Genomic DNA, 12671 nt, shown 5'->3' with positions numbered 1-12671 from the left:
GCGAGCACTAGCGGCAAAGCCGGGCGGCACCGGGGAAGGGGACACCTCGGACACCTACCGGTTGCGGCGCACCGCGGTGCCGGGTCAGTGCTCGCGAGGCGCCGGCACCACGCGCTCCACCTCGGGGTGGACCGTGAGCAGTTGACGCATGGCGGCCTCGGCCGCCCCGCCGTCACCGGCCGCGAGGGCGTCGACGATCCGGGCATGGTGCGCCAGGGTCGTCTCGTTCGGCCGGTCGCAACCGGTCACCGGGCCGCCGGAGACCTGGAGCGCGGCGGAGACGATGCCGGAGAGATGCTCCAGCATGCGGTTGCCCGCGATCTGGATGAGCAGCGAGTGGAACTCGGCGTCGGCTCGGGAGAAGGTGAGCGCGTCGCCCTGCCCCATCGCGTGGCCCATGATCTCGACCATGTCGGACAGCCGCTGCTGGACGTCCTCACGGCCGTGACCGGCGGCCAGGCGTGCGGCGAGTGGTTCGATGGTCCAGCGCAGCTCGCTCAGTTCGCGGCGCTGGTCGTCGCGCTGCGGCCCGAAGGCCCGCCATTCGATGATGTCCGGGTCGAGCAGATTCCAGTCACTGACGGGACGCACACGCGTGCCGACATTCGGGCGGGCACTGACCAGGCCCTTGGCCTCCAGAACGCGGAGCGACTCACGGACGACGGTGCGGGAGACCTCGAAGCGCTGGCCGATCTCCTCGGGCACCAGGGGGCGGTCGGCGCCCAGGTCGCCGGAGACGATCATCTGTCCCAGCTGCTGTACGAGTTGGCCGTGCAGTCCGCGGCCGCGGCTGCCCGCGGCTCGCCGGCCCACACGGCCCAGCTCGGGGTCCGCGCCCTCCCAGGCGGGGGCGCTCACACGGTCGGGGCCGTGGGCCTCGGCGTAGGGGTAGCGGTCGAGTTCGCCCGGGCCGACGAGACCGGAGTCGGTGGAGCGGGCGGAGGTCATCATGGTGTGCGCAAGGGTACTCACGGATCCTTTGTCGGCGCTGTCTCCAACTCCCTTGAGGTCTTTGGTGAAAAGCACACGAAAGGGTGATCGCTCACCCCGTCGCAATTGACGCCTTATCGGAAAGAAATGGGCTTTCCTGAGGGAGTTGTGCGCAGCACGGGATCGGAAGGGCGCGCAGGGTTGTCAGAAGCTTGTCACCGGGCCCTGCTCCGCAGGGTCGTGACCAGATAGGCGCAGAGCAGCGCGCTGAGCGACAACGTCAGCGCGCTGCCGACGGGTTGGGCGACGACCCGCGCCAAAGCCTCCAGATATCGCTCTCCGCCGAACGGCCACTGCAGCAGGAACATCTGCCTCATCCGCATCGGCAGACCCGCGGCCACTCGCACGGATGATCCCTCCACGAGCCTCTGTACGACGGGTACGACGAGGACCGGCACGGCGAGAACGGCGGCGAGCCCGGCCGTGGTGGACCGGAAGACGCCGGCCGCCAGCACCCCGGCCCAGGCGCATCCGACCATGAGGCCGAGCCAACTGGCGCTCAGCGAGAGCCAGTCGCCCGGAATGCGCGCGAGATCCTGTCCGTAGACGAGGTAGAGCACTTCGGCGTCGCAGCCCACTGTGAGGACGGCCAGGACGAGCGCGGTGGCCGCTGCCACGAGGAGTTTGGCCGTGAGCAGCCCCAGGCGGCGAGGGACGGTGCCTCGGTCCGCCGCCAGTGCGGGATGGCGGAACTCCTCCCCGAAGGCCAGCGCCCCCAGCAGACCCGCGCCCAGCGCCGCCGGCGGCAGCGGCAGCTGCTGCGGCCACGCGACGAGCAGGCGCGCCTGCGGGGTGTGCCCGATGCGCGCGAGCACGACGGCGGTCATCGCGGAGACTACGAGGACGGCGACGCTGGTGACGAATCCGGTACTGATGCCGGTGGCACGCCGAAGCTCGTAGCGGAGGGGGCGCAGGGGGGTGGGGGCGGGGCGGACGGTGATGGGCGGCGGGAGCGGGGGGAGGACTTCCTGACGGGTTGGGGGGTGCGGGGTTTCGGTGGTCCTGCTGGTCGCGAGGGTGTTCTGGCCGAGGGGGTTGTGATCGGAGGGCTTGGGGTGGAGGGCCTTGTGGGGAGGGCTCTTGTGGGGAGGGCTCTTGTGGGCGGTGGGGGCCCTGTGGTCCGCGAGGGCGATGTGGCTGGGAAGGGGATCGCGGTGGAGGGGGTGGCTGGTGGGGTTGGCGTGAGGCGTGTTGGGTGCGAGGGGCCTGGTGCCGGCTGCGGACTGGTGATCCACCGGCGGGGCGTTGCCGGCGTCGGGTTCGCGGTCGGGGAGAGGGTCGCCGTTGGCAGCGGGTCTCCGGTCGGTGAGGGAGTCCCTTGCGGCGACGGGCTCGACGTCCGGGAGTGAATGGCCGGCGGCGGTGGACTCGTAGTCCCTCAGGGCGTTGCGGTTGGCAGCGGGCTCGTGATCCCTCACGGCATTGCGGTTGGCAGCGGGCTCGTGATCCGTCAGGGCGTCGCCGTCGGCGGCACGTTCGGGGTCCGTGAGGAGGTCGCGGTTGGCGGCAGGCGTGCGGTTTGCGTCTGCGGGGGCTTCGGGGACGGGGGCGCGGAACGTGGTGGCGGGCGGCGTGTCGAGCGGGGTGGGCACCGGTTGAGGGGTGGACTCGCCGACGGTGGCTTCGCCGGTGGCCGCTCCCCCGGTGGCCGCTCCCCCGGTGGCGGCCCTGCCGCCGGCCGCCTCGGCGGCCGCGGGCGTGTCGACCGCTCCCGGCGACGTCGAGGTGTCCTTGCGCGACCCGTTGTCGGGCTGGCGCGGCAGGCCGGTCCTCGTGCGTCGCGTGTCCGGGGCGGGCCGCTCCTCGATGGGCGTCCGCTCGCGATCCGGCGGTGGTTCCAGCGGCGGCGCTTCTCCCACTCCCGCTCCCACTCCCACTCCCGGCCCCATGTCCCCGACCTCGTCGGCGAGTTTGAGTACGAGGACGCCGTGCCGGAACGCCGCCTCGCCGACGTCGGCGCAGGTACTGCCGTACACCGAGAGCCGGTTGCCGCTCTCCATGACGACCTCGACGGAGCGGTGCGCGGTACGCGCCTCCTTGGTGAGCACGGCGGCGAGGCGGGCGGCGTGCGGGCTGAGGACGACGACCCGCGGCCGCAGCCTGGTGCGAGCGAACTCCTTCGCCTCCTGGTCGGCGACGACCCGGCCCCGCTCCAGGGTGACCACGCGGTCGGCGGTGCGCGCGGCCTCCTTGGGATCCGACGTGGTGACCAGGACGGTGCCACCCTGGGCCGCGTGGGCGCGCAGCATGCCGTGGATCCAGTTGCCCTCCCGGACCGAGAGCCCGTCGGTGGACTGGTCCAGGATCAGCGTGTGAGGGTCGGGCAGCAGAGCGCATGCGAGACCGAGGCGGCGGTCCATGCCGCGGGAGAGCGTGCCGAGGTATTCCTCGCGGAGGCTCACGAGGCCGACCACTTCCAGGACCTCGTCGGCTCGGCGAGCGGTGATCCCCGCGGCGGCGCAGAGCATGCGCAGATGGCCGCGGACCGTCCGTCCGGGGTGTCCCGGCACGTCGCCCAGCAGGACGCCCACTTCGTGGGAGGGGTGGGCGATGCGGTGCAGGGGGCGGCCTCTGAAATAGGTGATACCGCGGCCCGGTTGCAGTTCTAGCATCAACCTGAGGGCCGTCGTCTTGCCTGCACCTCGATCTCCGAGCAGCGCGGTGACACGACCCGCGGGCGCTTCGAACGAGACGTCGTCGACGGCAGGCGGAAGATCCTTGCGGGAGTTGCTGGTCAGTCCGAAGGCCTGGATCACCCGTAGCAAGATAGCGCGCTATGTCCGTTTTTTCCGGCACTTAACACGTTGCTCCGAGGTGTGTGAGCGAACGCCTCGTCTCGTCGCGGGCCGGTCTCCCTCGGCCCTTGCCTGGGACTCCCGGGTCACGCCTCACCGACTGTGCTCGGCCCTGCGGCCGGTGGCACAGCCGACTTACACCTCCGGGCGCAGCATCGGCGGGTTCAGGAGCGTCGCCCCGCCTGCGCGGAAGAGCTGGGCCGGGCGACCCCCCTGTCGCGTCGTCGTTCCCCCTGTGGGCACCAGGAAGCCCGGCGTGCCCGTGACCTTGCGATGGAAGTTGCGCGGGTCGAGCGCCACTCCCCAGACCGCCTCGTAGACGCGGCGCAGCTCACCGACGGTGAACTCCGGAGGGCAGAACGCCGTGGCCAGGGACGAGTACTCGATCTTGGAGCGGGCGCGCTCCACCCCGTCGGCGAGGATCTGCGCGTGGTCGAAGGCCAGCGGCGCCACGGGCTCGCCGTCACGTCCGTAGCCGCCCTGCTGCAGCAGTTCCTCGACCGGCGCCCAGCGGGCGTTGCTGGCGTCGCCGCCCGCCCGCGGCGCGGGCAGGTCGGGGGCCAGGGCGAGATGCGCGACGCTGACCACACGCATGCGGGGGTCCCGCTTGGGATCACCGTACGTCGCGAGCTGCTCCAGATGAGCACCGTTGTCCTGGGCGGGGACGGCGGGGTCGTGGACGCAGAGCCCGGTCTCCTCGGCCAGCTCGCGGGCGGCGGCCTGCGAGAGGTCCTCGTCGTCCCGCACGAAGCCTCCCGGGAGCGCCCAGCGCCCCTGGAACGGCGGCTCACCCCTGCGTACCGCCAACGCACACAGCGCATGGCGACGCACGGTCAGCACGACCAGGTCCACGGTCACGGCGAAGGGCGGAAAGGCTGACGGGTCGTAGGGCATGCCGCGATCATAGTCGTCTGCCTGACGATAAACACTCCCTTCGTCGGCCGCTTCGGCAGCGGGCGGGTGGCCGGTCGTACGGGTCTCACCTGCGACTCCTGGCCGAGTCCTGTCGCCCCTGGGCCGATCCGCGTGTTCGGCCGCCTGCGCGCCTGACCAGCAGTTGCGTCGCGTCATACCCTCGCTGTCGCGTCATACCCCAAGCTGCAGTCCCTCTGCCGCCTCCTCGACCATGGCGAGGCCGAGCCGGCTGACTCGTACGGAGAAGGGGGCGCCCGCCACCCGTAATCCGTTCAGGGTGATCTCGCCGAGGGGTGCGCTGCGGACGGGACGCAGCGTGACCGTGCCGGCGGGGGCGTCCGGGCGGATGCCGACGACAGTGGTGAGCAGCAGGATCCCGGCGGCGGCCGTGGTAGCGGCGGGGCGGCAGGCGGCCGGATGAGGGAGCGGTGTGCTCCCCTCGGTGCGCTGTTCCCCCGCGTACATCTCGGGCAGCCGGTGGCCGAACATCCCGGCCGCCGCGAGGACGCCCCGCAGCAGCGAACTCGCCTCCTTCTCGTAGCCGTAGGCGGCAAGGCCGGCGACCGCGATCGCCGTCTCCTGGACCCGCACGGCACCGCTTCGGTGGCCGAAGGGGTTGTATCCCGCCTCTTTGACACCCAGCCCTCGCAGGCCCCACCCCGAGTCCATCGCCGGGCTGCCGAGGAGCCGGGCGAGCTGCTCGGTCTGCGCCCGGTCGAGCAGCCCCGGCGCCCATTCGCCCCCGCCCAGAAGGCCGGTGTCGAGCAGATGGACGGTGGTCGCCGCCAGGTGTGGCACGGGGCGGCCGCCGGGGGCAAGGGCCGCCGCCGGTCGCCCGCCTCCCAAATCGTCGACCCAGAAGTCGGCCCGGAACTGCGAACGCAGTGTCTGAGCCCACTGCCGCAGCCCGGCCCCGCCCGGTCGGCCGCAGGCGTCGAGAAGATCGGCGCCCAGCAGCGCCGCGCGGTGCGCATGTGCCTGTGTCTCGCAGCGGGCGGGGCCACCCGGCTGCGGGTCGCACAGGTACACGCCGTCGCCCACGGTGCTCCGCAGCCAGGTCAGGCAACGCTCTGCGGCAGGCAGCAGCTCCTCCGTCTCCGGCTCCGGCATCCCCCATCGGCGGGCCTCCGCCAGGAGCGCGGGGAAGAGGAGAGTGGCCTCGGTGCCGGTGCAGCCGGGCGGGAGGTGACCGCCCGCGTCGCGGCGCGGCCCGGGGATCAAGCCGGACTGCTGTCCTCGTCCGGTGGTTTGGCCACGGGCGAGGGCACGAAGGGTGCCCGCGGCGAGCCGGGTGCCGAGCGGCAGCGCCATGCGGGCCGACGCGAGGGCGTCGGCGGGGGCGAGGCCGCAACGCCACGGTGCCCCGGCTGCCGGATACATGTCGGCCGGATGTGCGGGATCTCGCAGCAGCAGTGCCTGGAGATCTTGGACGCTGGTTCTCAGGAGTGCCTGCACGCAAGGGTCGTCGCTGGACGCGCCCGCCTGGGCGAGCGGACTTCGCGCCGCACGCCCGACCGCCCGGACGGGACCGGCACCGTCCGAGCGCACCCTGAGTTCCACGGTCGCGGTGCCGCCTGGAGGCAGCTCGATCTCCCAGCGGAGCAAACCCGCCGAGGCCAGTGCGTCGGCGGCCGGCGGGTCCGCCGTGACCAATGAGGCTTCTTTGCCGTCGGTCCAGCGCAGACCGGCGTCATGGACGCTGGCCGGCACCTCAGGACCGGCGTTGCCCGAGGCGATCGCACCGAGCGCCGCCAGGTCCGTGCCGAGGGCGACCTCGACGGGCAGGCGCAGGGGCCGGGGGGCCGCACTGTGCAGGGTGATCCGCTCCGTGCCGTCCGCGTGCCGTGTGCGCTCGACCACGACGTCCGGGTCCGGTCCGGCGTGCGGTGAGGTACGCAGGGTGCCCACGAAGCGGGCACGGTCGGCGCCTGTCATCCGGGCCTGCACCGCGAGCGGTTCACGCCCGGCCACGCGGATCTGGCACCGGGAGAGCAGACGAAGGCCCGCCCGGTAGAAGCCCTCCAGTCCCTGTCCGTTCAACTGCCCGTGCTCCGCCGAGATGGCGAGGCCCGGGAGTCCGACGCAGATCATCGCCGTGTGGGTGGGCGGCAACTCGACAGGGCGTTGCGAAGAGGCGAGTCGGGGCGGGGCGGGCGATGCTCCGGGTGCCGTACCGGGCGTGGGAGGTCGCCCGGGTGGGCCGGCGGTCGTGGGCGGAAGGTACTGTCGGGCTCGGCCCGTCGGGACGGGCGTTTCGGGATCCTTCTCGCTCCCCGCGCCGGGTGCGGGTGCTGACGTCTCTCCCTCGGGGGTGTGCGGGGGTTCCCCTCCCTGGTCGGCCGGCCGGGGCAACCGTCCCACCCTGGAGGCGGGTGACTCGCGGTACCCGAGTCCGTCGGTCCCCGGCGGCGGACCGGTGCCCGTCCCGGGACATGGCGTGTGCCGGCCACGGGTCGAGCGGTCCTCGGCGGTGGACGGAGTCGTCCACCGCATCCGGTCGTCGTCAAAGACAGGTCGAGTCGGCCATCGCATGCGGTCGTCATCGGTGGCAGGCCGCGTCAGTGCGCGCGTGCGGTCATCGGCGGCGGAGGGCGGAGTCGGCTGGTGCATCGGGCTGCTTCCTCTGCGCTCTGTGCGCCTCGGGCTCGTTCGGAGCCGGGCAGGGGGCTCCTTGGGGACATGGTGTTGCGGCGTTACCACCCGTCCGGGTGTTCCGCCACTCAGGTGAACGGAACGGGGCTCCTTCGGGTCACGCCCCCGTGCGGACGGCACCGTGCGAACGGCCCGGCGCACTGGCGGGGTGCACGCGTGCCGGATCCGGCAACTCTCCCGTCCGTCCCTCATGCCTCCCCCTCGGCGCCGCGCCTCGGAACTACACCTCCGCGAGACGTCCCACGCCGCCGTACGCCTCCCTTCGCAGTCAGGGGTGGTCGCGTACCGCCGCTGCGCCCGCTCCCCGGGCCAGTCCCGGCTGCCGGCACCCTGCGTCGCGGCAAGGTCGTCTTCCGCACCTCTTGTCCCGCCGGTACGTGGGAGTCGTCAGCGCCGTCCGCCAGACACTTGCTGCGCCTTGTCCCCGCGCCGCCCCCACGTTCAGTCCGCTGGACACCGCTCCTGCCCCTGTCAGTGCCCTGAGCCGCGTCGACGCCCTCCGCCCCAGGCGCCGCGCCGGGCACGCCATGAGTGCTGCGAGCCGTTCCCTGTTCCTCAGTCGCCGGCTTCCCGTCCAGCTGCCGGGGCGTGATCTCGGCTCGGTCGTTCCGCGCCGTGCGCAAGCAGTGTCGGATCGTTTCCGGATCCAGGGCTTCGTTGACGGCTTGGTGCAGGAGCCGGGCGAAAAGGTAGTCGGGGTCGGCGCCCAGTGCCATGGCCAGCGCCTCCCGTGCTTCGAGGTCGTCGCCCGTCGACCAGGCCACCCAGCCCGCGAGAGTGAGAGGAGCTGCGGCGTGCTCGCCGTAGGGGCCGACGCAGCGGCGGGCCAGAGCTCGCCACAGTCGTAGCGCGTGTGCTGCCTCGTCGCCCTCCATCCACTCGGCGACCCGGTCACGTGTCGTGCGGTCCTGCAGCCCGAGAATCAAGGTGGCGGCCTCGTCCTTCCGGAGCAGGCCGTCGTCGCGGAGGTCCGCCATGAACGCGCCGGACGCGGGCGGCGCCTCGGCCAGCCTGCTCATGACCTGCCGGGCGAGCTCCACCGTCTCCTCGGCCACGTCCGCGCGGCCGGTGCCGTCGAGCATCCTCGGGACCAGTGCCATGCTTCCGGCGTCGAGCGCCGCCTCCTGCTCCAGCGCCGCGGCGGTCTCCCAGGGCTGAAGCCTCGACCTCAGCTCGCGCAGGGTCCCGCGCACCTGGAGCCCGGCGTAGGTGGCCGCGGCGGCCAGGACCGAGGTACCCGGCAGTCCCATGGGCAGGCCCTCGTCGGGGCAGCATCCCTGGATTTCGCAGCAGTACGACCAGAAGCGACCGCCAGAGAGGCACAAGGCCTCGATCACCGGAACGTCGAGCTGGCCGCACTCGGACCGCAGATTCTCGGCCAGCGGCCGTAGCCGCTCCATGACCTGCTGGCCGGTTTCTCCCTTGCCGGGCTCCTGGCAGACGTACGCCACGATCTGCTCCGGCCGGGCTCCCCTGCGCTCGCTCCCCCGCACCAGGCCGTGTGCCAACTGCCCCGCCACGGACTTCCAGTCGTCCGGATTGGCCGGGATGCCGAGCCGCGCCCGGCCACCGAACCGCCCACGCCCGTCCCCGTCGTGGAGGGCGACGAGGACGATGCTGTCCTCGGGGCGGTACCCGAGCAGATACGGCAGGGCGTCGGCCAGTTCGGCCGGGGAGCGCAGGGTGACGCGATGGGTGGCGGCGGCGAGCCCGTCGCCGTTTGTGGACTCGGTGTCGTAAGCCTCGTCGTCGTGCGGTGCGCGCCGTTCCTCACCGTTGGAGCGGTTCTCCCCGTCCCATCCGGTGATGTCCTCGTTCTCGAAGGGTCCAGTCGTTTCGCCGTGATTCGTCATGCGCCGACGATCTCGCGGAATTCAAAGATCCGCTTGAGCCTGTGGATAACTCCGATCAGGGACACGACACAACGGCCGTCCTAACCCGACCATGCGGCCGGCCCGCCCGTCTGTCAGTGCCTTCCTGTTGTATGGACGCATGGAGCACACGAGCAACGCGGAACTCCGGGCGGACGCCGACGCAGTCCTCGCACGCCTGGTCGGTGACGCCATGGGCACGGCCCGGCTGCGCGAGGATCAGTGGCGGGCGATCGAGGCGCTGGTCGCCGACAAGCGCCGGGCTCTCGTCGTGCAGCGCACGGGCTGGGGCAAGTCCGCGGTGTACTTCGTGGCGACCTCGCTGTTGCGGGCCCGCGGCAGCGGCCCGACCGTGATCGTCTCCCCGCTGCTCGCGCTGATGCGCAACCAGGTCGAGGCGGCGGCCCGCGCAGGCATCCACGCCCGGACCATCAACTCCGCGAACACCGAGGAGTGGGACGCCGTCCAGGCAGAGATCGCCGCCGGCGACGTCGACGTCCTGCTCGTCAGCCCGGAGCGCCTGAACAACCCGGACTTCCGCGACCACGTGCTCCCCGCGCTCGCGGCGACCACCGGACTCCTCGTCGTGGACGAGGCCCACTGCATTTCCGACTGGGGCCACGACTTCCGCCCCGACTACCGGCGACTGCGCACCATGCTCACGGAACTGCCGACGGGCGTGCCCGTGCTCGCCACCACGGCCACTGCCAACGCCCGCGTCACGGCCGACGTCGCGGAGCAGCTCGGTACCGGCGGCATGTCGGACGCCCTGGTCCTGCGCGGCCCGCTGGACCGGGAGAGCCTGAGCCTCGGGGTGCTGGCGTTGCCCGACGCCGCGCACCGCATGGCCTGGCTCGCCGACCATCTCGATGAGCTGCCCGGCTCGGGGATCATCTACACGCTGACCGTGGCCGCCGCCGAGGAGGTGACCACGTTCCTCCGGCACCGCGGGCACGCCGTCGCGTCGTACACCGGCAAGACGGAGAACGCCGAGCGCCAGCAGGCCGAGGACGATCTGCTCGGCAACAAGGTGAAGGCCCTCGTGGCCACATCGGCCCTCGGGATGGGGTTCGACAAGCCCGACCTCGGCTTCGTGGTCCACCTCGGCTCACCCTCCTCCCCCATCGCCTACTACCAGCAGGTGGGCCGCGCGGGGCGAGGCGTGAAGCACGCGGAGGTACTCCTGCTGCCCGGTAGGGAGGACGAGGCGATCTGGGAGTACTTCGCCTCACTTGCCTTCCCGTCGGAAGAGCTGGTGCGCCGCACCCTCGACGTCCTCGCGCGCGCGGAGCGGCCCATGTCGCTGCCCGCCCTGGAACCCCTGGTGGAGCTGCGTCGCTCCCGGCTGGAGACCATGCTCAAGGTCCTTGACGTGGACGGGGCGGTGCACCGGGTCAAGGGCGGCTGGATCGCGACCGGGCAACCATGGACGTACGACTCGGAGCGTTACGGCTGGGTCGCCCGGCAGCGCAAGGCGGAGCAGCAGGCGATGCGGGAGTACGCGGCGACCACGGACTGCCGCATGGAGTTCCTGCAACGCCAACTGGACGACGAGGGCGCCAAGCCCTGCGGCCGCTGTGACAACTGCGCGGGTGCGCGCTTCACCGCGGACACGTCCACGGCCGCGCTGGATGCCGCGCGCGTCGACCTGGGCCGGGCGGGCGTCGAGGTGGAGCCGCGCCGGATGTGGCCGACCGGCCTGCCGGCGATCGGCGTGGAACTCAAGGGCCGTATTCCAGCCGGAGACCAGGCCGCACCGGGACGGGCGCTGGGGCGCCTGTCGGACATCGGCTGGGGCAACCGACTACGGCCGATGCTGGCACCGCAGGCTCCGGACGGCCAGGTGCCGAACGACGTCGCGAAGGCGGTGGTCGAGGTCCTGGCCGAATGGGCCAAGGGGCCCGGCGGCTGGGCCTCGGGCGGGGCGGACGCCCAGCCGCGCCCCGTCGGAGTGGTGACGGTCGCCTCACGCACCCGCCCGCAGCTGATCGGCTCGCTGGGCGCCCGCATCGCGGAGGTCGGCCGCCTGCCGTTGCTGGGTTCGATGGAGTACGCGGCCGAGGTGACGCCGGTCTCCCGGAGCAACAGCGCCCAGCGCCTCAAAGCGCTCGACGGGGCGCTGACCGTACCGCCCGCACTCGGTGCGGCGCTCGCCGAAACGCCCGGCCCGGTCCTCCTGGTCGACGACTTCACGGAGACCGGCTGGACCCTCGCCGTCACGGCCCGCCTGCTCCGGCGCGCGGGCGCCCAGGCGGTGTTGCCTCTTGTACTCGCCGTACAGGGCTGATCGCACACACTGCCGTCGCGTCCGTGTCCGTGATCCACGCGCGTGCAACCATCCGCAGGCGCCGCACCCGTGCTGCCACACCCGGCATCACTCAACTCCCCACCGGGTACGGATATAAGCCACAGACCATTGGATAAGGGCCGGGCGTCCCAATTGCTCGTTGCCGCATCCAGGTCCGACGGGAAGAATTGGGGTCCGCTCCCCGCACGGCTCACCCCGTGATCAGGTAGGGCTCTGCTGCGGTGTGCGCTCCCCCGATCCAGACCCCGCCCGCAGTGGGCGCGTAGCCGAAGGGAGAAACGTGACCTTCGGATTCGCTCCGTCCTCCGCGGCATCCGCGTCGACTTCAGGAGCACCAGCCAACGCTGCGACGCGACTGCTGGAGCCCGCGGAGTGGGCCGCTGCGGGCATCCCGCTGCTGCGCAACCCTCGGGAAGTCGTCAGCGGACTGCACACGCGGCACCGCCCTCAGCTGTCGACAGCGATCGTGGCCGTGCTCGACGCGGACGACCGGCTGTGCGCGAGTGCCTCCTTCACCAGACGCCCCGCCCTCGCCGACGGCTGGCTGTTCCGCAACGCGCTGCTCGACCAGTTGCGCCGGGTCATCCCGCACGACCTGCGTCGCCGCACCCCCGTGCGCACCGCTGTGCTGCTCTACTGCCGCGAGGGCGAGGCGCGTTGGACGGAGGAGGACGGTGCGTGGATGTGGGGCCTGCGTGACGCCTGCACACTCCACGGCCTGCGCTGCGGGGCGTACATCACGCTGACCCGCGACGGCTGGCAGGTCTTCGGCGAGGGCCGGGGTGGCCGCCGGCCCAACTCCGGATCAGCGCCCGAGCCGTTCGCGACATCCGAGGCGCCGCCGCCCCCACCGCCGCGCACCGGAGGCTCCGCATCCGAGATCCTGAGTCGCGTGGCAGCCCGCTGAGGCCACGCCACCGCGAGTACCGGTTTCTCTCTGACACACCGGCGGCGTGGGGACCCCGAGCGGCGTGCGACAGCATCGCTCCGCGCGCAGACCGGAGGACGGCCCCGGCACTCCTCCGCGAGTACGGGAGAACCTCACGGCGCCTCATCCGGACAGGCCGGAGGACCTCACGAGCGTCCCCCGACGGACAGGAAGACCTCACGGCGCCTCATCCGGACAGACCGGAGGACCTC

Annotated in this window: 7 protein-coding genes; 2 read left to right on the top strand and 5 right to left on the bottom strand. The window is 72.3% G+C overall.

The features are described from left to right. Positions 1-84: 84 nt before the first annotated feature. The 5 genes from ACGF8A_RS22665 to ACGF8A_RS22645 form a co-directional block, all read right to left on the bottom strand. Positions 85-972 (bottom strand): FadR/GntR family transcriptional regulator, encoded by an 888-nt coding sequence (locus ACGF8A_RS22665; RefSeq protein WP_393110899.1) that lies wholly within the window; start codon positions 970-972, stop codon positions 85-87. Positions 973-1145: 173 nt separating this feature from the next. Next, a complete protein-coding gene (locus ACGF8A_RS22660; RefSeq protein WP_393110897.1) occupies positions 1146-3746 on the bottom strand; it encodes an ATP-binding cassette domain-containing protein in 2601 nt (866 codons plus the stop codon). A gap of 174 nt (positions 3747-3920) precedes the next feature. Next, positions 3921-4679, bottom strand: coding sequence for an NUDIX domain-containing protein (locus ACGF8A_RS22655; protein ID WP_393110895.1), 759 nt, complete (start codon positions 4677-4679; stop codon positions 3921-3923). A gap of 192 nt (positions 4680-4871) precedes the next feature. Further along, positions 4872-6791, bottom strand: coding sequence for a glycogen debranching N-terminal domain-containing protein (locus ACGF8A_RS22650; protein WP_393110893.1), 1920 nt, complete (start codon positions 6789-6791; stop codon positions 4872-4874). A 749-nt stretch (positions 6792-7540) separates the two neighbouring features. Further along, entirely contained in the window at positions 7541-9205 is a 1665-nt protein-coding gene (locus ACGF8A_RS22645; RefSeq protein ID WP_393110891.1) for a DUF4192 domain-containing protein, read from the bottom strand. Between the two features lie 139 nt (positions 9206-9344). Here ACGF8A_RS22645 and ACGF8A_RS22640 point away from each other — a divergent pair, with 139 nt between their 5' ends. Both ACGF8A_RS22640 and ACGF8A_RS22635 read left to right on the top strand, forming a co-directional pair. Beyond that, the gene (locus ACGF8A_RS22640; RefSeq protein ID WP_393110889.1) at positions 9345-11510 is read left to right on the top strand and encodes a RecQ family ATP-dependent DNA helicase; all 2166 of its coding nucleotides are present in this window, start codon (positions 9345-9347) and stop codon (positions 11508-11510) included. Positions 11511-11811: 301 nt separating this feature from the next. Continuing rightward, on the top strand, positions 11812-12438 hold the full coding sequence (locus ACGF8A_RS22635) for a hypothetical protein (protein WP_393110887.1): 627 nt from the start codon (positions 11812-11814) through the stop codon (positions 12436-12438). Positions 12439-12671: the final 233 nt, after the last annotated feature.

Origin of the sequence: Streptomyces sp. NPDC047706 (assembly GCF_043204795.1) — a bacterium.
Lineage (GTDB): Bacteria > Actinomycetota > Actinomycetes > Streptomycetales > Streptomycetaceae > Streptomyces.
Note: the sequence above shows the minus strand (reverse complement) of the source record. Positions and strands in the feature narration are given on the sequence as shown.